At 67.0% G+C, this 25,182-nt stretch carries 16 protein-coding genes; 2 read left to right on the forward strand and 14 right to left on the reverse strand.

Annotated elements, in window-relative coordinates:
• Window positions 1-360: 360 nt before the first annotated feature.
• From BLT97_RS36495 to BLT97_RS36515, 6 genes are all read right to left on the reverse strand, one after another.
• The gene (locus tag BLT97_RS36495) at window positions 361-930 is read right to left on the reverse strand and encodes a transcriptional regulator (RefSeq protein ID WP_093618259.1); all 570 of its coding nucleotides are present in this window, start codon (window positions 928-930) and stop codon (window positions 361-363) included.
• 890 nt (window positions 931-1,820) lie between these two features.
• On the reverse strand, window positions 1,821-2,240 hold the full coding sequence (locus BLT97_RS37675; RefSeq protein WP_143041451.1) for a hypothetical protein: 420 nt from the start codon (window positions 2,238-2,240) through the stop codon (window positions 1,821-1,823).
• Between the two features lie 5 nt (window positions 2,241-2,245).
• Window positions 2,246-8,818 carry a polymorphic toxin-type HINT domain-containing protein gene (locus BLT97_RS36505; RefSeq protein WP_245769750.1) on the reverse strand — a complete coding sequence of 2,191 codons (6,573 nt, stop codon included), beginning with the start codon at window positions 8,816-8,818 and terminating at the stop codon, window positions 2,246-2,248.
• Window positions 8,819-9,335: 517 nt separating this feature from the next.
• Window positions 9,336-13,334, reverse strand: a complete 3,999-nt coding sequence (locus tag BLT97_RS36510) for a LamG-like jellyroll fold domain-containing protein (RefSeq protein WP_093618263.1) — start codon at window positions 13,332-13,334, stop codon at window positions 9,336-9,338.
• A 541-nt stretch (window positions 13,335-13,875) separates the two neighbouring features.
• The gene (locus tag BLT97_RS38245; protein WP_218137350.1) at window positions 13,876-14,064 is read right to left on the reverse strand and encodes a DUF5959 family protein; all 189 of its coding nucleotides are present in this window, start codon (window positions 14,062-14,064) and stop codon (window positions 13,876-13,878) included.
• A gap of 286 nt (window positions 14,065-14,350) precedes the next feature.
• Window positions 14,351-15,145: an alpha/beta fold hydrolase gene (locus BLT97_RS36515; protein ID WP_093618265.1), complete on the reverse strand. Its 795-nt coding sequence runs from the start codon at window positions 15,143-15,145 to the stop codon at window positions 14,351-14,353.
• 340 nt (window positions 15,146-15,485) lie between these two features.
• Between BLT97_RS36515 and BLT97_RS36520 the strand changes: the two genes are divergently transcribed.
• Window positions 15,486-15,848: a MerR family transcriptional regulator gene (locus BLT97_RS36520; RefSeq protein ID WP_093618267.1), complete on the forward strand. Its 363-nt coding sequence runs from the start codon at window positions 15,486-15,488 to the stop codon at window positions 15,846-15,848.
• Between the two features lie 66 nt (window positions 15,849-15,914).
• On the opposite strand, the gene BLT97_RS36525 is transcribed toward BLT97_RS36520, so the two are convergent.
• From BLT97_RS36525 to BLT97_RS36560, 8 genes are all read right to left on the reverse strand, one after another.
• Window positions 15,915-17,177: an MFS transporter gene (locus BLT97_RS36525; protein WP_093618269.1), complete on the reverse strand. Its 1,263-nt coding sequence runs from the start codon at window positions 17,175-17,177 to the stop codon at window positions 15,915-15,917.
• A gap of 16 nt (window positions 17,178-17,193) precedes the next feature.
• Window positions 17,194-17,409, reverse strand: coding sequence for a hypothetical protein (locus BLT97_RS38250; RefSeq protein WP_093618271.1), 216 nt, complete (start codon window positions 17,407-17,409; stop codon window positions 17,194-17,196).
• A 51-nt stretch (window positions 17,410-17,460) separates the two neighbouring features.
• Window positions 17,461-18,468, reverse strand: a complete 1,008-nt coding sequence (locus tag BLT97_RS36535; protein ID WP_093618273.1) for a Gfo/Idh/MocA family protein — start codon at window positions 18,466-18,468, stop codon at window positions 17,461-17,463.
• Window positions 18,465-19,850 carry an NDP-hexose 2,3-dehydratase family protein gene (locus tag BLT97_RS36540; RefSeq protein WP_093618275.1) on the reverse strand — a complete coding sequence of 462 codons (1,386 nt, stop codon included), beginning with the start codon at window positions 19,848-19,850 and terminating at the stop codon, window positions 18,465-18,467. Before BLT97_RS36540 ends, BLT97_RS36535 begins: the two co-directional genes overlap by 4 nt.
• A 45-nt stretch (window positions 19,851-19,895) precedes the next feature.
• The gene (gene rfbH, locus BLT97_RS36545) at window positions 19,896-21,200 is read right to left on the reverse strand and encodes a lipopolysaccharide biosynthesis protein RfbH (RefSeq protein ID WP_093618277.1); all 1,305 of its coding nucleotides are present in this window, start codon (window positions 21,198-21,200) and stop codon (window positions 19,896-19,898) included.
• 155 nt (window positions 21,201-21,355) lie between these two features.
• Complete coding sequence (gene rfbB / locus BLT97_RS36550; protein ID WP_093618279.1) at window positions 21,356-22,342, reverse strand: dTDP-glucose 4,6-dehydratase; 987 nt, start codon at window positions 22,340-22,342, stop codon at window positions 21,356-21,358.
• On the reverse strand, window positions 22,339-23,406 hold the full coding sequence (locus BLT97_RS36555) for a glucose-1-phosphate thymidylyltransferase (RefSeq protein WP_093618281.1): 1,068 nt from the start codon (window positions 23,404-23,406) through the stop codon (window positions 22,339-22,341). Before BLT97_RS36555 ends, rfbB begins: the two co-directional genes overlap by 4 nt.
• 31 nt (window positions 23,407-23,437) lie before the next feature.
• Entirely contained in the window at window positions 23,438-24,727 is a 1,290-nt protein-coding gene (locus BLT97_RS36560) for a nucleotide disphospho-sugar-binding domain-containing protein (protein WP_093618283.1), read from the reverse strand.
• 267 nt (window positions 24,728-24,994) lie between these two features.
• On the opposite strand from BLT97_RS36560, the gene BLT97_RS37680 reads away from it, so the two are divergent.
• A partial coding sequence (locus BLT97_RS37680; RefSeq protein WP_143041452.1) for a hypothetical protein occupies window positions 24,995-25,182 on the forward strand: 188 nt, incomplete at its 3' end.

Here is a 25,182-nt window from a genome sequence, read left to right on the forward strand (position 1 = left end):
GCGCGCGGTCTGCTCCGCAGACACAACGCGCCGTCGCTACGCGACGGAAGAATCGCCGCGCTCCGCGCGGCTGGAATTCCGGCTCCGCCAGAATTCACGGACAACTCCGTTGTCCGTTGCTCGTATTGCTCCGCAATACGAGCAAATTCCCATGCTTCGCAAGGGAATTAACGGCCTTTCAGGCCGTGGATCGAATCGCTCCGCGATTCGGCCTGCGGAATTCGCTCCGCGATTTCCGCGGTGGAGCCTGCTCCGCAGACTCCACAAAAGACGCAGCAAGAGAGTGGGGTTTGCTCCTCGTACGTCGACTGACACGCTGTCAGTTTGTTTAGCGGTACGGGACTTGAGGGGTGGGGCGTTTTATGCTGCGAATCCGACCGCTGATACGTACTCGTACTGTCCCCACTGGGAGCCGAGGTCCACGATCGAGTCCACCCAGGCATCGTCCAGCGCGCTGGTGTCGCCGGCAGCCCAGGCACGGATGATGCTGTCCCACTGACGGATGTTCAGGGTGCGGTATTCCAGGACGCGTTGAAAGCGTCGGTCGACCTGGGACTGGTTGAGCGGGTGGATCTCCACCCGGGTCCCGCCGCGGCTGTTGAGGCGCTGCAGAAGGTAGCGGGCCACGTTCTGGCGCCGCACGGTGCGGTAAGCCGTCTCGATCTTTTGAAGGTTCGCTCTGGAGGGCTGTCGCTGTCCGCTCTGCCATGCTTTCAGGGTGCGGTCGGTGACGGTGAGGCCGGCCGCACGGGCTGATCGGAGGGCGTGTGGGGTCCGGGTCAGATAGTTCAATCGCGCCATCAGGCCGCGCCGTTGAGAAATCGGGGTGGAAATAAATCCGGCGAGCTTGTCGAGTTGACGCGCGACAGCATCGCTGCCCTTGATGCCGCGAGCACCGTACTTACCGAACTCATTTGTCCTGTCCGGCATTCCATTCACCTCCCGTCCGTCGTATTTCGCTGTGCCCCATACTACCCAAACTGCTGTGATTTCATTGCCTTTTGAATGCCATTCGAGAGAAGAAGGTTCAAAAGACTATGATCGTGCGGACGCGGCAAGACCTGGGCTGTGAAGATGCTTTGGTGTTCGGTTCTGCGTATTGTGAGAGCTTATCTCGTAACCTGAGGGACAGTAGAGGTGCAAGTTCTGGTCCATGGACTGCGGTCCGGCTGGGATGGGTGATCAGTGGGCGTCCACGGGTGAGGCTCTTCTGCGAAGACTGTCTTGATGCGATAGCTGACCGGGCGCCCGGGTGGGTAACGCGGGCTGCGACAGACGGCGGAGCCTTATCCAGGTTGGCCTGAACATGGCGATGGAGACTACCAGATCAATCTCCACCAGATCGGTGGTGTGCGGGTCGGCTCCGGGAACCTGCACACCACCCTCAGGGTGGGGACGTAGCCCCTGACCGGTGTGCGGCTGGGCGCGAGCGGTGTGCCGGAACCTCATTCTCCACTTCCGCCGTTCCTCCGCAGCACAGGGCACCGGACGATCCGCCTCCACGACCTCCGGCGCTCCGTCGCCGCCCTGCTCTTGGAGCAAGAGCATCGAGCTTGTTGTGATCAAGGAACTTGCTCGGTCACGCCCACATCGGCGTCTACGCCCACGGCCGGCTCCGCCTCCAACGCCAAGCCATAACTGCCCTCGGGAGGGCTCTCAACCACCCCTGACCCCGCGCGTGGCAACGGCGGCGAACACCCCTGGTGTTCACCGCCGTTGCCGTCAACTACTGCCGTCAAACGCCACTTTGGCCCCTCAGGTCACACCCAGCAAAGGTCCAAATTGCTGACGCGAACCCACTCAGTCGCTGCGATCCAACATCACGGGAGGTGCAACTGAAGGCGACGGACATCCATTTGCTCTCCCCAACCGCGCTCCTGACATCCGCGAACTAGTTCACGACAGACCGCCGTCACTGAACGCAAAACATCACTGCCGCTAACCGTGACCTCATGATTCGAGCCGTGAGCGTTGGCGGCGATAGTAATCAGCCCTCCATTCCGGCTTGTCAGGTCGATCCAGAACGGGCCATCGAAAAAGCGAACTCTCCGACGCAAGTCCTTGCTTCGCCCAGCACTGGAAACCGCATCGAACAGCTCGACGAGAAATGCGGCCGGCATGTCATTCCAGCCCTCTTCCGGGAATGGGTATCCAGAAAAATCAACCCAAACATTTCCCCAGATCGCACCGGATTTGGCGAGATCAAGCGAGCTCACGTCGCAGCGCAGTTCGAATTCCATAAAAATCACCTCCAAACCGGATAGGCCGTTTCGATCTGACGCGTGGCCTTGTTAACCCACATCTCGACTTCGAGCCCGTTGGCGGACCCTCGAAGGAAAACGCGATCTCCCTGCGACCGTCCGGCGACAGAAGAAGACTTGTACGCCTTCCTGATAGTCGACTCGATCTCTCCCGGAGACATGTAGTCCGGGAATTTCGTCTTGATTCCGCTCTGCTTATAGGTCTTCCCCGCCGCAGTGTGGCGATCAAGGACGTGATCCATGTCGATATCAACCTTGCGCCACCCAGGAAGGTTGATCGGCTTCGTTGGGCAGTTGCTGTTGTGAACGAGTACCGGCGTCTCACCTGCCAGCACATAGTACGTGTGCAGGTCGTCAACGGTGAGATTGTACGTACGCGCGTGCTTCTTGAAGGGCTTGTTGGCCGTGACGACGACGGTCTTGCCCTCGTTGGTACGCAGGGTCATGCCGGGCGTGAGGTCGCCGGCTTCGATCCAGCTGCCTTGCGACGGAGACCAGAAGGGGTGCTCGTGTGTCGCGGTGAGCGTTTCTATTCCGTTTTCTGTTGCGATGGAGAGCGTGTTGAATTTCTTGTCGTGTTCGGTACGGATCAGTCGAGTGACCTGACGAGGTCCTGTTTCACCTGTTTCAGGGTCTGTGGCCAGGACTTCATCTCCGACCTCGACTTCCTCGATGTTTTTCGTGGATCCGTCGGCCATGAGGACTTCAGTTCCGGCGAGGAAGCATCTGGTGCATGCGATGACGCTTTCCGCTACTTCATCTGCACTCTTTGCGCCCTTTGCACCCTTGAGGGCCTTGGCGAGCTTACCGATCGGGAGGAAGCCGGCGACTGTCCATACGCAGGATCCCCACTGGCCGCCAGCGCAGCGTTCTACGTCCCGCCATCCGACGGTCTCCAGGATGTCGCCGCCGCCGTCTGCCGAGACCCATCCGAGTTCTTCGGCGGTGTTGCAGAAATCGGCATTTTCGGACCAATTCCGGTCGCATTTCCCGTTGGCCCACCGGATTAGCATTTCCCCGTATGTGGCGCCTTCGTTGTACGGAAGGTATTGCAGTTCCTTCTCGGTGGGTACGTCCAAACCGCCGATCACCAGCTTTTGTTTGGGACCGCTGCTGGAGGTCGAGGCAGTTCCGCCTCCGCCACCTCCGCCACCGCCGCCGCCTGAGCCCGATGAGCCACTGCTCGGCCGGATGTTGCCGTCGTCGTCGTAGCCGCCGTCACGGTCGCCTGAGGTGCCGCCATCGGGACGGTCCCAACCAGTCCCGCCGTCGCAGCTGGAACACCACAGGCCCGTGGGGTCGGAGGCGGTGATGGGGGTGTTGTTGGCGTAGCTGTATCCGTTGAGGGACTGCGGTTGCGTCGGATCGAGGATGGGGTCGACGCTGATGAATTGCCCGATGGATGGGTCGTATTCGCGTGCGCCGATGTGGGTGAGGCCGGTGGTTTTGTCGTTGGTCTTGCCGAGGAAGCCCTTGTCATCGGGCCAGGGGGTTCCGGCGGGCTTGCCGCGTTCGGCGCCGAATGGGCTCGTGTAGCGCTTGCTGTAGGTCTGTGTGGCGTCTGCGTTGATGGCCAGGGACATGGTGCCGTGGTGGTCGCCGGCGAGGTAGGTCAGCTTGTTGCTGCCGTTCTCGTTCGAGCGCATGGCCACGGTCTGGCCGCCTGCGCTGTAGTAGCGCTGGGCCCAGGTGGTGCCGTTGGCGCGCAGGTGGAGTTCCGTCGCGCCGGTGTACAGGATCCGTTCGCCGCCGGTGGTGTTGCGGATGAGGAGTTCGCCGGTGGCGTCGTAGAGGTAGTCGGTGGCCTTGCCGTTCTCGGTCAGCTTGGCGAGCTTGCCTTCCTCCGACCAGTCCAGGTCCTGGGTGCCCGAACTGCCGGGCCGCTTGGTGGTGTTGCCGGTCGTGTCCGGGGTGTAGGTGCGTTCCGGTGCGGCGCAGTCGCCCTTGGTGGTGGTGCCGGTGAGGAAGTGCGGCTGATCGGTCTTGGCGTAGCAGTAGGTGGTCTTGGTGTCGCCGGTGCTCTTGTGGCTGGTGGCGGTGGTGCGTTGTCCGGCCTTGTTGTAGGTGTAGGAGTCCCAGTACGGGGCCGGTCCGGACAGGCTGGTGGCGCTGCGCGGATCAGCGCACTTCTGGGAGGTGGGGGTCCAGGCTTCGGTCAGGCGGCGGTGGCCGTCGTAGGCGAAGCACTGGGTTTCGGCCGAGGCTGTGCCGCCCAGGGTGGTGTCGGCGATGGAGGTGACGTTGCCGGCCTGGTCGTAGGTGTAGTTGAGGTCCTGCAGCTGGTAGCCGTGGGTGTCGGTGGTGACGAAGCTGCGGGTGAGGCGGTCGGTGCCCTGCTCGTAGTCGTTGTTGAGGTAGGACTTCTTGTGCTCCGACGTGTTGGCGGTGCCGAGAATGAGCTGGGTGGGCTGGCCGATGGCGGTGTATTCGGTGTTCAGGAGGTAGCCGGTGGAACCGCCGACCTTGGTGACCTGGCCGAGCTGGTTGTAGTCGTATTCGACGATCTCCGAAGGCAGGCCGCCCAGGGCTGGTTCCTTGGTGTTCTTGATGGTGCCGTCGAGGTTGTACGCCGTCTCGAACTCCAGTGCCGCCGGGGCGCCGGCCTTCACGAACGGATCGGTAGCGGGCAGCTCGAGCTTGCTCTTCACCGGGCGGGAGAGCTCGTCGTACTCCGTGACCGCGTCGGTGTACGCCTGGCCGGTCTTGCCGCCCACGTAGCGGGTGCTGCTGTCGGGGAGTCCCTTGAGCAGAGTGTCGTAGGTGGAGGCGGTGAGCTGATTGGCGTCCGTTTTCGTGCCGGCCCAGGTGCCGGTGATGCGGCCCAGGGCGTCGTACGCGGTCACGATGGATTTGCCGCGTGAGTCGGTGGACTTGGTCGGCCGGTCGAGGGCGTCGTACTCGGTGGGAGCCGCGTTGGTGCCCTTGTCCGGATCGGTTGCCTCGACCTGGCGGCCGAACAGGTCGTACTTGTAGGACCACTTGGCATCGTCGGGGCCGACGATCAGGGACTGCAGACCGTCGCGGGTGTACTGGAGCTTCGTCGACACGAAGCTGGTGCCGAGACCGTCGCCGTACTGAGTGTCCGCCGGGGACTTGCCCGCATACTCGCGCCTCTCCACGGTGCGACCGCGGATGTCGGTGATGGTACGGGTCGCGGTACCGCCCTCCAGCGCCGTGGTAGCGGTGGAGTCACCGGTGTAACTGGCTGTCGTGGACCACTTGTCCACGCCGAACACCAGGAACCGGGTCTTGGTGGCTCGGCCTGCCCCGTCGAATTCGGTCAGGGTCTGCTTGGGCGACTCGCCGTATTCGGCACGGGTGTAGGTGCCGTTGGGGGTGCTGGTCGTGTCGAAGATGTCCGCGTGCGACTCGTAGGCCAGGCCGCGGCTGTCGTAGCGGGTATCGGTCAGCAGCCGACCCCCGTTGGAACTTTCGGTCTGGGTTTGCAGCGGACGCAGCAGCGCGTCGAAGATCGCGTAGCTGGTGGTGTAGGTCGTGCCATCACGCTTCAGGGTCGAGGAGGACACCCAGGACTGCTTGGTGTTGTCCAGGTGGTACGCGAACTTGGAGCTGGGGCTCTGGCTGGCGCTGGAGCGGTTGGGCAGCCACACCGAGGTGAGCCGGCCCAGCGCGTCGTAGGCGAGTTCGGTCTTCTTCAGATTCGCGTCATACGTCCGAAGCGGCAGGGCGCGGCGCGGGTCGAGGAAGTTGGTGGTTCTGTGGCCCAGCGCATTGGTGGTGATCGTCTTGGTCACTGGGCCGGCATCGACGGGTGTGTAGGCCGTGGTGGTCGGCTGCCCGTCTGCGTCGGTGATCTTAATGGGGCGGCCGAGGACGTCGTAGTCGGTGAGCGCGATGGTGGAGGTCGTCTGCCAGCTCGGGACGGTGGCCGAGTAGGCCTTGGCGCGGCCCGTCCAGGTGGTCAGGCCCTTGGTCGGCTTCATGGCCTCCGACCAGGTGGCAGCGCCGTCGTATCCGATTGCCGCGTCGGACAGGACGTCGCCGCGGCGCTTGTCGTCAGCGGGCAGGTCGAGAGCGGTGTCGGCGATGGAGCATTCCTTGCCGACCGTGCGGGTGCGCGAGACAAGGCTGTTGATGCCGACATCGGTGTTGCGCGCGTACCAGGTGCGCGTGCAGGTTTCGTCGCCGCCCAGGCCTTTCTGCCCGTAGTCGTCGACTTCCCGGACCATGCCCAGGTCGTCGTAGCGGGTGGTGGAGGCATGGGTGCGCCACGTGTTCGACGCGGTCAGGTAGGTGCTCGTGTAGCTGGTGCTGGGGCGGGTCCAGCGCGCGATGTGAGCGGCCGCATCCGGGACCGTCTGCGTGGCTGTGTTCTTCGACGTGTAGTTCGCGTACGTAGTCGAGATCGGCTGGGTGCCGTTGTATGTGACCTTCTGCAGCTGCTGGCCGGCGTACTGGTCGCTGTCGGTCAGGGCTGCGAAGTCGACGTCGGTGTCGAGCAGCGGATCGACGCTGACGGTCTTGGTGGTGCCGTCCTTCTTCTTGTCGCCGTGCATGCCCTGCAGGTAGCGGGTGACCGTCTTGGTGCGGGTGGTGCTGAGCGATCCGGTGTAGGAGGTGACGTCGCGGTAGCCGCGCCACTCCGACCAGGTGCGCTCGTCCTTCGGCGTGAACGGGTCATCGCTGTGGTGCCAGGCAGCACCGCTGTAGTCGTAGGCGTGCTCGACCATTGCGTTCTGCCCGGTGGGGTCAGCGACTCCGACGGCGAGGACGCGATACTTGTGGAACCAGTCCACCGACGCGGTGGAGGCGCCGTTGATGTTCCAGAACTGCGGGTAGCAGGAGCGTGTGTTGGTGTCCTGAGCGGCGCTGAGGACCTCGCTGCGCTTGCACTCGGGCTGCGACAGGGTCACCGTGGTGATTGCGCCGGTCTCCGAGGTGATCGTCGCGATGCGGTGGCGGCGCAGCGGCAGGATGTCGTCCGTGCCGTCCACCCGGTTCTCCCGCACCTGGTAGGTGAACGTGACGGGGGCGACGTCGATGGCGGTGCCGGCCTTGGCGGTCCGCTTGACGGACTTCAGGACCAGGACGTGGTCGGTGGTGTCACCGATATCGCCGGCGTCCAGGTAGTCCTGCGTCAGCGCCCACGAATCCACCGGGTCATACGCCTTGCTGGTGGCGTTCCACGAGAAGGTGTCGATGCCGGTGAGGCGTTTGCGGGAGAAGAACGACGTGCCAGCTGAGTTGCAGTCCGTGTCACCATCCGTGCAGATCGCGTCGAACGGAACGTCGGGCCAGTTCTTGGCGGTGGTTTCGGTCAGCGAGGTGCAGTCGCCGACGGTGCAGCGTTCGGCGTGCGAGAAGGTCACCTTCGCGTCGGCGTCGTCGGTGAACAGGGCGCCCTTGCGCAGCCCGTACTTGATCTCCTTCAGATAGCCGCCGCGGGTGTAGGCGGCGTTCGCCGTGGTGGCCTTGTTCTTCGGGTAGTAGTTGCCTTCCTTGGCATACCAGTGGGTGGCGGCGTTGCCGCGGGTGTCCTCGACGTAGTCGAGGTTCCACCGCCATGCCTGCGTCAGCGCTCGGTCTGCGAAGGCAGTTCCCTTGTCATAGCCGGGTTCACCGGAGTCGTCGCCGAACACCGGCACCGTCCAGGTGGAGTTGGTGCGCTGATCCACTGCGCCGTCGAGCTTGTTGAGGCCGAAGACGTACTTGGTGCCGTCGCCGGTGGTGACGGTCCAGTACTCGCCGTTGTCGTCTCCGTTGTCGGCGCCGGTCGACCGCTTCACACTCGAGGCGTCATCGTTTTCCAGGCGCCACTCGCCTGAGGTGTTGTCTTTGATCAGGCGGCTGGATTTGCCGTTCAGGACCAGTCGGGCGTTGTCGTACTTCCAGCACCGGTCGAAGACATCCGTGTGGCCGTCGTCATCGCAGGAGCCGTAACCCCGCTCGATGTAGGACTCGGTGAGCGAGAAGCCTTCACCGACCGCGCTGCCCTGGTTGTTGGTGGCGGCGGTGCGTCCGTCGATGCTGCCCGAGTCATACGACAAGCCAAGGCTCGGGGTGGGGCCTGCGGCGGCGGGGGGCAGGGTGAAGCTGTAGTTCCAGGTGAACGCGCCCGAGCTGCCGCCGGCCTCCCAGGAGGACGACGGGGCGAGTTCGGTGGCCGAATAGTCGCCGGTGCCCTTGGGTGACTGGCCCGCGCCGGCCGCCGTGGCGGTCACCGCGAACACGGTGACACCCGACGCGGTGCCCGGTGCGGCGGCCTTGCCTGCCTTGTCGGTCGACGGTGTCTCGGCGAGCGGGACTTGCGCCGAAACGGTCTGCGCAGAGGCGTCATTGTCGGACGCCAGCGGGGTCTGCTTGCGGCACTCTGCCTTGTCCGGCGTCGTCAATGCGCAGGCGGGAAGTTGGACCAGGCGCAGTCGCTGGGACCAGTCTCCTCCCAGCATCGAGCCGAAGTCCGCGTAGTTCACAGCGACTTCGGCCGTGCCGGCGTCCTCGGCTGCGGCGGTGAACAGCACACCGGTCACACCGGCCTTGCGGGCAGTCTTCTGGTCGAGGACCTTCACCTGGGCGGACCCGGCGGCGGCCGTCATGCGGCGGCTCTGCTCCGGTTCCACAGCAACGGGGGTGCCGGCCAGGTCAGCCTTTACCGGCTTGTCCGCGGCCAGCTTCACAGTGGCGGTGTCTGACTTCGGCCAGGCCGCGTTCTGCTCGGTCTTGGCCCGCCGGGCCTGCTCGTCGCCGGTCTTCTTGCCCTGGGCGACCTTGTCACGGGCTTTCTTCGCCCCTAGGCCTGTGACTTCTTCGACCTTGCTGACCCGCTGCTTCGGGACGTCGGGGCGGCCCAGGCCGCCGTCCTCGGCCACCGCGACCTGGGTGCCGTTCAGTGGTGCCAGCAAGGCCAGTGCCAGCGTGGGAACGATCAGGCGCCGCCCCCAGCGCCCCACACCATCTACACCTCGTCTTGAGGTGTCTCTGCCAAATGCCTTCACAGTCCCGCCCCAGTCGAATCCGCACAACAGAGAAGTCTTTGCGCCGCCATCGCGGCGGCATTGCAGGCACAGTCGGGGGTGGGGCGGCAGTAGGCTGCCGCCCCACCCCGCTCACCGGTCAGTCGCCCACGACGGTCTCGACCTGGTCGGAGCTGGCCATCGCCCCGGACCACAGCCGTACCTCGGCGATCCGGGCCGGCAGGAAGTGCTTCCATGCCCCGGTGGCGTAGGCCCGGCCGAGAGTGAAGTCGCCGCTCCCGGTCCTGGCGGTGAACGGCCTGTCGTCGCCGTTCTTCTCGTAGCCGACGTAGAGGCTGATCGTGCCGTCGACCGCGTCGTGCACGCCGGTCAGTCGCACCGTGCTGTCGGTGCTCGCGGTCTGCTCCGACTTCACCGAGGAGAGTGTCCCGTCGCTTTCGAGACGGCCGAAGTGCCAGAAGCCCTCCGGCACCGTGACCTCCTCCAGGGTTTCCTCGTCCAGGACGGTCTTCTTCCCGGTCAGTTGGAACCACAGGCCCCACGCCGATCCGTCCGCCGTGCGCTGGCCGGCGACCTGGCCGATGTAGCCGATGTCTTTGGTCAGGAGCTTTGCCGCATCCAGCGTGGCCGCGGCAGTGACGGTGAACGAGCCGGTGTCGTCCACGATCGGCCCGGGCACAGTGGCCGTGTCGTCGACGCCGTCCAGGACAAGGCCCTCGTTGTCCACCGCGGCACCGCCCGTCAGGGTGATGCGCTTGCCGTAGCCGGAGAGCGTGTCCTGGATCGGGACACTGTTGGCGTCCGGGGTCCACTGCTGTGCCTCGGATGCGTTGCACTCATACACCTGCAGGTCGGTTCCCATCTCCGGGTTGGAGTTCGGGACATCCAGGCACTTGCCGGTGGCCGGGTGGAACAGTGACTTGTCCGCCTCGCGGTAGGTGAAGGTTTGCTGCGCGGACCCGTCGCAGGCCGCCAGCTGCACCAGAACCCCGTTGACCGTGGCGCAGCGGCCCAGCGCCCTCAGGACGTCGCCGGTGCGCTCCCAGCCCTGAGCCGCGGTCCCGTTGCACTCATGGATCTGGATCGGGGTGCCGTCCGCAGTCGAGCTGGTCTGCACGTCAATGCACCGGCCCAGAATGCCCGTGATCCGCGTTCCCGGCACGGCACGCGCCGCGGAGAAGTCCCCCACCAACTCCACTCCCGCATACTTCTCGGAAATCAGCAGGCGGGCCTCGTCGCGGACCTGTTTCGCCGTCAACGCCTGCTGCCAGACGGACACCTCGTCGATCGAGCCGGCGAAGTGGTCGGTATACGAGCCCCGGTAGAGGACGCGGCCGATTTGCAGCGGTCCGCTGGCCGCCCACGGGGTTGCCACGGTGTCGCTGCCCTGCAGCACGCCGTTGACGTAGAGACTGACCGTGCTGGTCGGTGCGTCGTACACCACCGCCAGATGCGTCCAGGCCCCGACCACGGCCGGCTGCTTGGCCACCACCACCTGATCAGTGAGATTGCCGTCCGTGGCGTCCTTGGGGGACATGCGCAGCGTCCATGTATTGGGCGCGCTCTGGTACGACAGGTAGAAGCCGCTGTAGAAACCGCCGTCCTGGCCGAGCACCGTCTTGTTGCCGCTGACCGGCCCCTCCAGGCGGGCCCATGCCGACACCGTGTACGACGCTCGCGTCTCGACCACGGGCCCGCTGGTCTGGGCGTACCCGGTCGTGCCACCGAGGGTCAGCCCCTTGTCGTCCACGGGGGTGGCCAGCGGGTTGCCCTGGGCGTCGTGGGTGATCAGACCCCGCCGGCCCTTGTTCTCGCGCGCTGCCCCGACGGCGAGGGTCGCGTCGTCCTTGCCGTCCCCGGTGGCCGCGTCCAGTGCCGCGCCGTCGGCTTCGTCGAAGTGGTAGCGGGCGACCGGCCCATCGCCGGGCGCAACCCTGAAGCTCACTGCGGCGTCAGCGCCGGGCCGGGAGCCCACGCTGTCCACGCCGTGCACGTAGACGGTGTAGGTCCCTTCAGCCGGCGGGATGTAGTCCACCGTGACCGTCTTGCCGGTCTTCCTGGTCCACGCGGTCTGCCCCGGAAGCTTGTACTCGTAGGCGACCACGTTGGTGTCCGCGGCGTTCGGGCTGAAGGTGAAGGTCGCCTTCTGGCCCGGACCGCCCTTGGCGACGCAATCGTCGGTCACGCACGCCGTGTACGGGCTGCTCAGAGCAACCTGGGGGATCTTGGGCGCGGATGAGTCCACCTTGAAGTAGCAGGAACTGGTCGATGTGCTCGACAGGTGGCTGGCGTAGTTGTTGTAGTACGACCACGTCCACGCCTGGTACCGGTAGAGCGTGTTCTCCTTCAGCGAGGCCCAGTTCAGCGGCGCGGGTGCCTTGCCGTCGCCGACATACCCCGAACTGGGAGCCAGCGAATTCCCGCCTGGCGGCGGTGCGTCCACCCACGTGGTGCCGCTCTTGTAGTCGACATCGTGGAAGATCCGCAGTGAGGCTTCCTTCTCGCCGCCCGGCTTGGTCTGCGGAGTCGCCTTCAGCGCGGGCGTCGGGTCCGAGACGACCGACGGGTTCGACTCGCTGGTCGAGCACACCGTGCCGCTGCCGGCGACGATCCCGTGGCCGGTCGGCTTGTCCGGCAGCCCGACAAAGTCGACGTCGAGCACCGCGTCGTTGCGGAACCGCTTCCACGCCGAGGTGTCGCTCTCATCGTGCGCGCGGATTTCCAGGGTGAGGCGGGAGAATTTACCGGCAGCGAAGTCCCGCACGGTCGGGGTGAGGTTCTCGTCGCTCTCGTCCGGATTGTCGTTGAACTCGATCGCCGCATTCGGCAGGCCCGGGCTGCACAGGTCACCGCGCCCCGCGGACACGTGGCGGTCGCCCATCCAGTCCAGTTCCTTCGGCCGCGTCGACCACGTCGTCGAGGACGAGATGTTGTTGGTACGCACCAGATCCACCCAGCGCGGATCACACTGGAAGGCCCACGGTTCGGTCACCCGGAAAGTGGCGTCCAGGACGTGCTTGCCCTTCAGACTGGCCGGGGAGAACTCGTAGTACAGCCGCTGCACATAGCCGGGGCCGCAGTAGTAGTTGTTCCAGGTGCCGCACTTGCCGGCGCCCTTGCCCATGTCGTCGTCGCCGTTGGTCCATCCGTAGGACTCATAGCCGTCCGACCGCAGCAGCGTGCGCTCGGACTCGCCCCAGGTGATGTTCGGGTCGATGAACAACGGGAAGGCGGCAGTGTCCTTCTCCGCGAGAAGCTGGGCATCCGGCAGGATCGACAAGGAGTCCTTGCCGACCTCCACGCCCATGGTGGCCACCTCATCGCCCCGGCCGGGCTCCAGGCCCGACCCTGACGGGGCCGCCTCCGCCGGATCCGACGCCACCGTGTCCTGCCCGACGGAGCGTTCGGACGCGACCGCAGACGGGGACGGAAGGCCGCTGCCGGCCGAGTTCCACATCCGCGCCGGCGGCGCCTTGAACACTGCCGTGCCGTTCGCATCTACCGCGGCGAGGTTTCCCGCGGCGCCTTCCTGAACCTTCACACCCTTGGTCTTCAGGCCGAAGGTGAGTTTCCTCAACTTCTGGCTCGCCGCCGCCTTGGGCGTCTTCACGACCAGGACGTGCTGGAAGCTCTCCACCGTCGCGGTGATCTTCAAGTCCACGTCCGGCAGCACGTTCGCATACACCGCGCTGGCGCCCTCGAGCTTCGGTGCCGGCAACGCGCCTGGCCAGCTCAACTCCAACGAGCGGCCCCCCTGCGCGATCCGCGCCAGCGGCTGCTTCACCCCTCCCCCGGAAAACGCGATCTGGGGTGCAGCGGCCTTCGGGACGATCGAGCCGTCAGCGCGCTTCTCCAGCGTCGCATCCGGCGCCTGCCAGCCACCGCCCGGCTTGGCCACCCGCACCGGAACCGACGACTCCCGCAGCGTGAACGTGTTGCCGTCCGGGTTCGCAAAGACCGTGGTGCGCTCCGAACGCTCCCCCAGCACCTCAACCCGCTTGCCAGTGGCCTTCGCCTGCGCCAGCGCCTTCTGCCCCTCCGACAGCTCAGCCGCCTCGGCTTCCGGAGCAGCGGCAACAGCCGTCGGCACCGGCCCGAGCGTCGTTACCAGCAGCGCCCCGAGCGCGGCGCCGATCACCCCCGACGCACGACGCGGTCCACCTCTTCGGCGGATCTGGGCATGGCTCCGCCCCCACCCAAACTCCACAGTCCCCACCCCAGAGTCACAGAAGGTTCACAAGTGGCGGGAGTAAACGCCGATACGGTCCGTGGCGTCAAGAGATGCGGATCATGTACGACGGCACCGCCCGGCAATCCACGCCCCGCTCACGCCAGTTGCCCGCTTTGGCACCCCCTCAGGAAGTTACATGGCCTGTAACCGGCCGTAGTTACCACCCGCGAGTCGCAGGCAGCACGGACCCCACCGGGAGGTTTCGAGCAACTCGCCTACTGCACAGGGGGGTGCTGTCCGCGCGCTTGCGACGTGCAGTCTGCCCGGGCCGTACCGGACCGTCTGAAACCCTCGGCTTCCCCCTCCCCGCCTCCTCGTCTTTGACTCTGCGTCACGGACAGCACTGCAAAGCACGAAAGTTCCAAGAACCACACCCCACGTCCCAGAATCTGAGACACACAACGCCCCGCATAGCAGCGCACACACCGCCGCGCCTACGCCCCGCAGCTCACGCCGGATCACCCTTGGATGCGCGTTGATCTGCTGGCGGCGACTTGTCTCCCTGCACCGACAGCATCGGAGCCCAGTGATGCATCACCTGGTTCAGATGCGGCCTGTCGTCACCGATCCAGTCGTCGGGCGGGGCGAGCAGCACCCGCACGGTGACCATGGCCCCCGCCTCGTCCTCTACGGCCACCCACAGGACACGTCACGCTCGCCGGTGAGCTGGATGGAGAGGGACGGCCCTCTGTCCCGCTCCATCCACACGAGGTCCGCGCCGGCGTCGAGCCCCGTTAACCAGGTGTCACGCCCGGAACAGTCTGCGGTGTGCTGAGCACGCAACGGGAGCAGCAGACTCACGACGGCCCGGCCCCCGTCGCGTCGACACGCGTGCAGCTGTGCCCCAGCGCGGGCGGCCCCACCCTGCCGGGGAAGGATCTTTCGCCGTCACACGGGAGGTGCCGGCGATCCCTCGGCGGCTGTCAGGTGTGGCTGACGTGGAGGAAATCGCGGATGAGCGTGGCCCATTGCTCGGGCTGTTCCACGAACGGCAGGTGCCCGGTGGTGATCTCGGCGTAGCGGGCGTGGGGGATGCCGTGGGCGAGTTGGCGGTGGTGGTGTGGGGTCACCAACTGGTCGAGTGTGGTGGAGATGACGAGGGTCGGCAGGTTCAGCGCGGCGAGGTCGGCTCGGACGTCGATGTGGTCGATGAGCAGGTCCAGGTGGTCGGGTGTGCCGGGCGGGATGGTGACCGCGGTGGTTTTCAGTGCGGTGTCGAGGTCGTCGTGGCCGAGGGTGTCCAGGGCGGGCGTGCTGAGGCCGATCAGTGTGAGGAAAGCGGCCAGTTGCTCGAGGTTTCCTGCGCGCAGCAGGTCGCGCCAGAGCCGGGCGGCGAGGAGGAAGCGCGGGTTGGGGTGGGCGAAGCCGGCGGTCAGGACGAGGGCGGTGACACGGTCGGGGTGGCGGGTGGCGGCCCGGATCGCGACCGGGGTGCCGAGGGAGTAGCCGGTGATGGCGAAGGTGTCGTGGCCCTCTTCGACGGCGGTGGCGACGAGTTCGTCGGCGAGGCCGTTCAGGGCGAGTGGCGCCTGGGCGCGGGGGGTGCGGCCGGAGCCGGGGTAGTCGGGGCCGATCACGGTGTGCCGGGCGGTCAGACTGTCCATGATGGGGCCGTAGTTGGCGTCGATGCCGCCGCCGGCGCCGTGGGCCAGGAGCAGGGCGGGGCCGCTGCCGCGTACGGTCCGGCCGAGGCGGGAAGCGGGCAGAGCAGGGGGCATGTGCGTGTTTTTCCTTCGTGCTCCCGGCAGTTGGTGAGCACTGCCTGGTGAGGGGTGGGGGCGGGTGGGCGCGGTGGCGGCGAGTGCGCGCTTCGTCGGCGCGGCGCTGTCGCCGGCACGGGGCTGTCGTCGCGTCGAGGCGGCGCCCTTGGTGACGCGGCGTTGTGTCCGGGCGCCGGTCAGGGCGGGGCGGCGAGCCGGGCCCTGGCGGCGGCGCCGGGTTGGGAGTTGGTGGTGTGGTTTGCGGTGGCGGTCGCTGCGAGCGCGGTCCTGGTGGTCATGACCTGCACGCTAAAGTCTCACATTGGTGTGAGAGTCAATGCGGTGAGGTGCAGATCACATGCGCATCGGGGAGATGGTCCGCCGGACTGGGGTCAGCGAACGGCTGCTGCGCTACTACGAGGAACAAGGCCTGCTGACGCCGGCGCGGCTGGCCAGCGGCTACCGCGTCTACGCCGACTCGGACGTCGCTGCTGTCCGGCGTATCCGCACCCTGCTGGCTGCCGGCCTGCCGACCGCCACCATCGCCCAAGTGCTGCCGTGCATCCGCGATGACGGCACGACCCTCACGCCGGTCTGCCCGGAGCTGGTGGCACAACTGCGCCGTGAGCGCGGGCGTATCACGGATGCGATCAAGGAGTTGCAGGCGTCGCAAGGCATCCTTGACACGGTGATCGCTGCAGGTCCTGTCGGCAACGACTGAACTGCCCGCGACGGGCAGGGCGCGGGCACCGGTCTGCCCCGCGTTCGCTTCTGCCCCGGCGGCTTTTCACTCGCTGTCGGGTCGGGCGGGTTTTGCGGTGCGGTGGGCGCGTAGGACGAATGTGAAGGCCAGGACGGCTCCGAGGGTCACTGGTAGCGCGGACAGCAGCAGGATGGTGCGGCTGGGGATATCGAGCGCGAGGAGGCCTCCGCAGGCGGCGGGGCCGATGATGGAGCCGATGCGGCCCAGTGCGGCGGCGCAGGCGATGCCGGTGGTGCGGGTGGTGGTGGGGTAGAGCGCTACGGCGAGGGCTGTCTGGCCGAGTACGCCGGCGACGATGCCGGCGCCGGCTGCGGTGAGCAGGGCCAGCAGGATGGTGCGGCTGGCGTCTGCTTGGGCGGCGGTGATGAGGAAGGCGGCGCCGGCGACCACCATCGCGGCCAGGGCGCGGGCTGTTCCGAATCGGGAGCAGAGCGGGATCAGTATCAGCCCGCCGAGGACTCCGCCCGTGGCGATCATCGACACGCCTATGGGGGCTTGTGCGGCGGTGAAGCCGTATCCCCTGGTGAGCAGGGTCGGCAGCCAGGTGAGCAGGGCGTAGTTCGTGGCGTACATGAGCAGGGCGAGGCACCACAGGAGGATGGTCCACTTGGCCGTGCCGTGTGCGAAGAGGCGTCGGATGGCGGGGTCGGTCGTGTGGGTCGGTGCGGTGGTGCGGGGGGTGGGGTCGGAGGGCAGTCCGCGTGCCAGCAGGGGGACCAGCAGGGCGGGCAGGGCGGCGCCTGCCCAGAAGAGGGAGGTCCAGCCGTAGGTCTCGACCAGGGGTGTGCTGGCCAGGCCTCCGATGACGGCGCCGACGGCGATGGCCAGGACGACTGCGATGCTGACCGTTTCCCGGCGTGCCGGGGGCACGTTGTCGGCGGCGAGTGCGACGCAGGAGGGCAGCACGATGCCGAGGCCGAGGGCGGTCAGCAGGCGGGCTGCGCAGAGGGTGGTCATGGTGTCTGCGGGCGCGGTGAGTGCCGAGCCGGCTGCGAATGCTGCGGTTCCTGTGACGACCAGGTGTTTGTGTCCGAAGCGCGCGGCGGCCCGGCCGGAGCACAGGTATCCGATCACCACGCCGAGGTTCGTGATCGCCAGGGCGGGGGTGAACGCTGATTCGTCGAGGTTCCATTGCTCCGCGATGGTGGGCACGGCGAAGCCGAGTGCGGCGGTGTCGTATCCGTCGAGGAGGATGGTGAGGAAGGCGAGGGCGACGATTCCCCATCGTGCGGGGTGGTGGTCGGTGCCGGTGGTTGGGGGCGGGGGGTGCTGGTGGGTCGTGGTCATGGTGTGTACCTCGGCGTCAGGGCGTCTGGACGAGGTGGCGCAGCAGCGCTTCGGCTGCTGCGCCCTCGGCGCAGGAGACGCCGGCCAGCCACTGGCGCAGTTCGGTGCCGCTCAGCAGGGACTGCAGGCGTTCCACGGGGATGGCCGGGGTGGGCGCGGCCGTTCGCGGGGAGGGGTGGGGGTGCTGTTCCGGTGCGGTGGCGTGGGTGGTTGCGGGGTGGGTGTCGGTCATGGCGGGGTGTCCTTCGTCGGGGACTTCGCCTCTGTGGCGGGGGGGCGTATGTCAGTGGTCGTCGGCCTTTCGGGGGGAGCCGTTCGTGTGAGCGGTGTAGGGGGCGGTGCGGCTGATCTGGGTGAGGAGGTGTGACTGGCGCAGGGTGGCGTCGGTGTCCGGTGGGGCTGCGGTGCGGATGGCGGCGGTGAAGGCCGTTACGGTGGCGGCTACTTGGTCGTGCGGGGGCAGGCGGATCTCTTCGGTCGTGGTGCCGCGGTGGAGGGTGATGACGGGGGTGTGGTCGGCGGGTGGGGTGAAGGCCCGGTCGACGGTCAGGCTGCCCTGGCTGCCTCGTAGTTCGTAGGCGGAGTGGTAGGTGTGCTCCATGCCGAAGGTGATCTGGGCGGTGACGCCGCCGGGGGTGCGCAGCAGTGCGGCGCCGGAGGTGTCGACCTGTCGTCCCGCTCCCTGGGCGAGGCTCGCGCCGATGAGGTCGAGTCGGGGGCCCAGGAGGTGCAGGGCGGCGCGCAGGGGGTAGATCCCGACGTCCGTCAACGCTCCGCCGCCGAGGTCGGGCCGGTATCGGATGTCGCTGTCGGCGAGCGGTGGGATGGTGAAGGCTGCGTGGAATGAGCGCAGTTCGCCCAGGGCTCCGTCCGTGATCAGGTGCCGTACGGCTGCGTGCCGGGGGTGATGGATGAACATGATGTTCTCCATGAGGACCAGGTCACGGGAGGCGGCGAGTTCGAGCAGGTCTCGGGTGCAGGTGTACTGGGTGGACAGGGGTTTTTCGGCGAGGACGTGTCGGCCGGTGCGCAGTGCCGCTTCGACCCATCGGGGGCGCAGGGCGGCGGGCAGCGGGATGTAGACGGCGTGGAGGTCGTCCAGTTCCAGGAGTTCTGCGTATCCGTGGACGGCGCGGCACTGGTAGTGCTCGGCGAGGTCGCGCGCCTTGTTCAGGTTGCGGCTGGCCACTGCCGCGATCTCGATGTCGGGGCTGGTGGCGAAGGCGGGAAGCATCCGGCGTATCGCGATGTCCGCGCATCCGATCACCCCCACGCGCAGGGGGGTGGTCATGGGGTGGTGGTCTTGGTCGCGTTGAGGCAGGCGAGCATGGTGCGGGCCTGGACGTTGAGGTAGTGGCTGTGCTGGGACAGGGAGGTGAGTTGTTGGGGGGTGGCCCAGGCGTAGCCGGGGGGCGGGTCCAGGGGGGCGTCCGTGTCGACGATGAGGCAGCGGCTCTCGGCGTTGAGGAAGCGGCCTCCTTCTTCGGCGTGGACGACGTCGTAGCGGATGCGGTCGGCGGGGGCGCGCAGGACCGATTCCGCGAACGGGGGGTGGTGTTCTGCCTGCGGGTCGTGGTTGTGCGGGGTGTACTGCACGGTCGGTCCCAGTTCGATGGTGTCGCGGAGGCCGGGTTCGACGCGGGCTTGGACGAGCACGTGGGGGGTGCCTTCGATTTCGCGAGTGAGCAGGGCGAGGATGCCGGGTCCTGCGGGCTCGAACAGGGGCTGGGTCCAGCCGGTGACCTCGCGGTTTTCTGCGTGTGCGGAGACTGCTACGACGTTGAAGTAGCGGCCTGTTTCGTGTTCGATCGCGCTGGCGTGGCGTTTCCAGCCGGGGAGGTGGTGCAGTGGGGCCTGCTCGGTGCGTACGCAGTGGCGGGTGCGTTCGCCGGTGATCCAGGAGAGCAGTTCGGTGTCGCGGAGCAGGGCGTCGTGCGAGGTGTCGCCGGCGGGCAGGCATGACAGGACGGTGCGCGAGTCCATGTTGATCACGTTGTCGCGGTGCAGCAGTTCGTTGATCTGGCCGAGGGTGAGCCAGCAGAAGTCGTCGAGCAGGGGCACGTCGCCGGTGGTTTCCACGACCATGTTGCGGTTGGTTTTCTGGAAGAACCATGAGCCGTGCTCGGACTGGCGCACGTCCACGATGACCTGGCCGCGGTCGGGCCCGACGAAGTGGTCGATGTACTTGACGTCTCCGCCTTGGTGGGCCTTGGTGTAGTTGCTGCGGGTGGCCTGGACGGTGGGTGAGAGCTGGAGCAGGTTGGGGTTGCCCGGTTCCATCTTCGCCTGCATCAGGAAGTGCAGTACTCCGTCGAGTTCCTTGGCGAGGATGCCGAGGATGCCGACCTCGTGCTGCCGCATGATGGGCTGGTACCAGTCGCGGTGCGGGCCGTCGCCGTGGGGCTGGCCGTCTTCGGTGAAGTGCAGGCCTTCGACGGTGAAGAAGCGGCCGCTGTGGTGCACCAGGTTCCCGGTGTGTTCCTGGAATGACCAGCCGTCCATTTCTGCGAACGGTATGCGGTCCACCTGGAAGACATGGGCTTTGCGTCGTTCGGCCAGCCAGTTGTCGAAGTGTTTGGTGGGCAGGTGTGCTCCGTCGGTGGTGGCGGCGGATGCGGCGATTCGTGCCGGCAGGCTCGAGACCGTGCGCCTTTGCAGAACGTGGGACGGCATCGGCGTGACTCCCCTGGCTTGTGGTGGTGTGGGTGCGGCAGGTTTTCAGCCGCGCACGGCTACGAATTCCTTGATGGTGGTGACCATGTAGTCGAGCATTTCGTCCGTGAGCCCTGGGTAGACGCCGATCCAGAAGGTGTGTTCGGTGATGATGTCGCTGTTGGTGAGGTCGCCGACGATGCGGTGGGGGCGGCCGATGTAGGCGGGCTGCCGGGTGAGGTTGCCGGAGAACAGCCGTCGGGTTCCGATCTTGCGTTCTTCCAGGTGTGCGACCAGTTCGGCGCGCGTGAAGCGGGCCTGTGGGTCGACGGTGAGGACGAAGCCGAACCAGCTCGGTTCGGACCGCGGGGTCGGCTCGGGCAGCAGCAGGCCGGGAAGGCCGTCCAGGCCTTCGCGGAGCCGGCGCCAGTTGCGGCGGCGTGCCTCGATGAAGGTGTCGAGCTTGGCGAGTTGTGTCAGGCCCAGTGCGGCCTGGATGTCGGTGCCCTTCAGGTTGTAACCGACGTGGGAGAAAATGTACTTGTGGTCGTATCCGGCGGGCAGGTTGCCCATTTGGTAGTCGAACCGTTTGAAGCAGGTGTTGCTCTTGCCCGGTTCGCACCAGCAGTCGCGTCCCCAGTCGCGCAGTGATTCCACCACGCGGGCCAGGCGGAGGTTGTCGGTGAGGACGCAGCCGCCTTCGCCCATGGTCAGGTGGTGCGCGGGGTAGAAGCTGACCGTGCTCATGTCGCCGAAGGTGCCGGTGATCCGGCCGTCGTAGGTGGTGCCGACGGCGTCGCAGTTGTCCTCGACGAAGAAGAGGTCGTGGTCCTTGGCGAGTTGGGCCACCTCGGCGACTTCGAAGGGGTTGCCGAGTGCGTGAGCGATGATGATGGCCCGTGTCCTGGGGCCGATCGCCTGGGCCACCCGGTCGGCCGTGGTGTTGTACGTCGGCAGGTCCACGTCCACGAAGACGGGGATGAGCCCGTTTTGCAGGATCGGGTTCACGGTGGTGGGGAATCCTGCCGCGACGGTGATGACCTCGTCCCCCGGTTGCAGGCGCCTGTCCCCGAGGGTCGGCGAGGTCAGGGCGGACAGGGCGAGCAAGTTCGCCGACGAGCCCGAGTTCGTCAGGTGGGCTTTGCGGCGCTTGAGGAGCTTGGCGAAGTCGGACTCGAACTTCTTGGCGCTGGGGCCGGCTGCGATACGCAGGGTGAGCGCGGCCTCGACGATGGCGACCCGGTCCTCTTCGTCCAGAACCGCGCCGGACGGCCAGATCTCCGTCACGCCGGGCTTGAACCCTTCGTCTGCTGCGGTCTGCCGGTGGTATCGGCGGACCGCATCCAGCACGATGTCCTTGTTGTCGGTCATCGTCGTTCCCCTTCTGTTGGCCGGCGCCGTGGTCGCGAACAGGTTGCGTAACGAGGCATCGAAGGTGCGCTGCGGCGTCCGCTCCGAAAGCGGTGCGGCGCTCGTGGCCGAGCCGCCGGGCTCCGTGGCGCCCGGGCCCGGCGGCTGCGCCGTTTTCAGCCGGCTGCGCTTTCGGTTTGGTACTTGGCGGACTTCCACCAGCCCGGGTTGTCGCGGTACCACTTCGCCGTGGCGGCCAGGCCGTCCTCGAAGCCGGTCAGCGGCGCATAGCCCAGTTCTTCGCGGATCTTGGAGTCGTCGATGGCGTACCGCAGGTCGTGTGCCTCGCGGTCGGCGACGTGGCGGATCATCTCCTGGCCCAGGCCGGTCAGCTCGAGCAGGTGCTCGGTGATGGCGCGGTTGGTGCGGTCGTTGCCGCCGCCGATGTTGTAGATCTCGCCGGGCCGGCCGTGGTCGAGTACGAGGTGGATGCCGCGGCAGTGGTCGTCCACGTGCAGCCATTCGCGGATGTTGCGTCCGTCGCCGTACAGCGGCACCTGCTTTCCTTCGAGCAGGTTGGTGACGAACAGCGGGATGAGCTTCTCGGGGTGCTGGTACGGCCCGTAGTTGTTGGAGCAGCGGGTGACGGACAGGTTCAGCCGGTGTGTGGTCCAGTAGGTGCGGGCGACCAGGTCGGAGCAGGCTTTGGAGGCTGCGTAGGGGCTGTTGGGCAGCAGCGGGCAGTCCTCGGTCCAGGAGCCTTCGTCCACCGAGCCGTACACCTCGTCGGTGGAGACGTGCACCACGCGCTGGACACCGCTGTCCAGGACGGCGTGGAGCAGTGTCTGGGTGCCCAGGACGTTGGTGCGGTAGAACTCTCCGGCGTCGGCCAGTGAGCGGTCCACGTGGGATTCCGCGGCGAAGTGCACCACGGCGTCGTGTCCGGGCAGCAGTTCGCGCAGCAGTGGCGCGTCGCAGATGTCGCCGCGGACGAACTCCAGGCGCGGGTGTGCGGCCGGCAGGTTGCTGCGGTTGCCTGCGTAGGTCAGCTTGTCCAGGACGGTGACCTGGGCGTTCTCCCAGCCCGTATAGGTGTTGGCGAGAAGGTTGCGGACGAAGTTGGAGCCTATGAATCCAGCTCCACCGGTGACCAGGATCTTCATGCCGCAACTTCCACTTGGGTGTGGTCGCCGACGACCAGGCGGTAGCGGTCCGTGCTCTGCGTGGTGATGCCGACGGAGGCGGAGCGGCCGACGAGGGAGCTGTGCAGGCCCTGGACGCCGGTGACGGAGGCTCCGTCCAGGACGATGGAGCGTGCCAGCCGGCTCTGCACGACCGCACAGCCGCGTCCCACGGAGGTGTGCGGGCCGATGTGGCTGTCCTCGGCCACGGTGCCCGCGCCGATGATGGCCGGGCCTTCGATGCGGGAGCGCACGATGCGGGCGCCCTTTTCCACGACGACCGGGCCCACCAGCACGCTGGTCTCGTCGACCACGCCCTCCACGGAGGGCCGCAGGTCTTCCAGGATGCGTGCGTTGCACGCCAGGACGTCCCCGACCTTGCCGGTGTCCTTCCAGTAGCCCTCGTACTGGCTTGCCCGTACGTCGGCGCCGTTGGCGACCAGCCACTGGATGGCATCGGTGATCTCGAGTTCGCCGCGGGCGCTGGGCGTGATGGCCGCGATCGCCTGGTGTATCGCGGCGGTGAAGAAGTACACGCCGATCAGGGCGAGGTCGCTGCGTGGCTGCTGCGGCTTCTCCACCAGGCGCAGGACCTCGCCGCCGGGCCCCAGTTCGGCCACGCCGAACGCACGCGGGTCGGCGACCTTGCGCACCACGACGTGGGCTGCGGGGCGGCAGGCGGCGAAATCCTCGGCGATGTCGGAGATTCCGTCGGGCAGCATGTTGTCGCCCAGGTACATGACGAAGTCGTCGTCGCCGAGGAAGTCGCGGGCGATGGCGACGGTGTGGGCAAGGCCGAGCGGGTCCTCCTGGCGGATATAGGTCAGCCGGGCTCCGAATCGCGAGCCGTCTCCGAGGGCCTGCTGGATCTCGTTGTCCCGGCCGCTGACGATGATGCCGATCTCGTGCACGCCCAGGTCCGCGATGTTCCGCACGACGTATTCCAGGACCGGCGTGTTCGCTATGGGGATGAGCTGTTTGGGCATCGAATAGCTGAAAGGCCGGAGACGGGTGCCCGATCCGCCGGCCAACACCAGAGCTTTCATTGTGGTCCTCTCACTTCGTGTGTGCTGCTTTTCAGCCGCGATGCTCCGTGGTCAGCCTTTCCAGGATCGGAACCACGTCCTTCGGTGCCGGGGCGGCCAGCATGTCCTCGTACAGGTCGCGGGCTCCGGTCCGGAATGACGGTTCCGTTATCAGCCGGACGAGGTCTTTCCGCATGCTGTCGACGTCGATTGCCGCGGGGTCGGCGATCAGTCCCGCGCCCCGGCCGCTGATGTACTGCGCGATGACCTTCTCGTCCCACAGCGGGATCGGCACGATCAGCTGCGGTACCTGGAAGGCCACGCAGGCACCGGAGGTGCCTCCGCCTCCGTGGTGGATGACGGCCGAACTGGTGGGCAGCAGCTGGTTGAGCGGCACGTATCCGATGGCGCGGATGTTGTCCGGAAGCTCCCCCACGGTGGCCAGTTGGTCGCTGTTCAGCGTGGCGACCATTTCCAGGTCCAGGTCGGCCACGGAGTCGAAGAACTCCCGCAGCGGGAAGCCGCCTTGCGGGCCGTCCAGAAGCCGGCGGGTCTGGCCGAGTGTGAACACCACCCGGGACCGCTCGGGCCGGGTGTGCAGCCACTGCGGAAGCGTGCTGCCGCCGTTGTACGGGATCCAGCGGACCGGTACGTACCTCAGATCCAGCGGGTACTGCATCCGTGCCGCAGTCAGGTCCATGGTCCACTGGCCGAGCAGCGTCTCCTCGGTGAAGTCCAGGCCGTAGCGCTCCAGCACCGGCTCCAGCCACCGCATCCACGGGTCGTCGGTGAGGCCGGAGGACGGATCGGCCAGCTCCTGCTGCGTGTTGGCACGGACCAGACCGACGTTGTCCATGCCGAACAGGAGGCGGGCGTGGGCGGCGCCGCAGGCGCGTGCGGCCACCGCGCCGGTGGGAGCCAGCGGGTCCCACAGCACCAGGTCCGGGCGCCAGTCCCGGGCGAAGTCCACCAACGTGTCCAGGACGGGCCGGCGGTCGCCGCCGACTGGCTCGGGCGGGTAGTGCGCGTCGAGCAGGTCGAGCAGCATGTCCCGGCAGGTGCGCCAGGCGTTGTCGTCGTCCGGGTCGATCGACGCGGTACGCCGGTCGGGGCGGTTCGCGGCAGCGAGCAGGGGTGCCAGCGAGTCGGCGAGTTCCTCCTTGCCGCCCAGTGACACCGCGGTGAGGCCGGCCGAGGCGATGTTCGTGAACAACTTCGGGTCGAGTCCGGCCTCGGAGGTGGCCATCACGACTTCGTGGCCGGCGCTCTGCAGTGCCCATGCCAGGGGGACGACTGGATATACATGTGACGATGCCGGAAAGACGTTGAAGAGAATACGCATCGCTGGCCTTCCTTGAGGGTGTCCGTACAACGCTCGCGGCTGCCGTTCGCCAGCAGCGTGCTGGCCGGTTCTAAAGGTCCGCTTGCGCTGTGCGCCCGCCCTGCGGCCGTATGCGGGCCCTGCTTCGAGGTGCGATTGCGTGCGCGGTGGCGGGCCGCGTTGCGGGCGGATGCTTTGGCCAGTCACAAGTCCCCCCTCCTACCGTGCGGTGGCAGTCGGCTTCGCTGCGCATGCGGCGTCCGCGACGTCTAGGAAAGGGGGCGGCCGGTGGCCGTTCTGGCACTGGAAAGCAAAGGAAAGAGCGGCAAGACAGCCGGAAAGACGGTGCGCCGTCTGGACCGGGTGATCATCCGGTTCGCGGGCGACTCGGGCGACGGCATGCAGCTGACGGGTGACCGCTTCACCTCCGAGACGGCATCCTTCGGCAACGACTTGTCCACGCTGCCGAACTTCCC

It is taken from the genome of Streptomyces indicus, assembly GCF_900100315.1.
GTDB lineage: Bacteria > Actinomycetota > Actinomycetes > Streptomycetales > Streptomycetaceae > Streptomyces > Streptomyces indicus.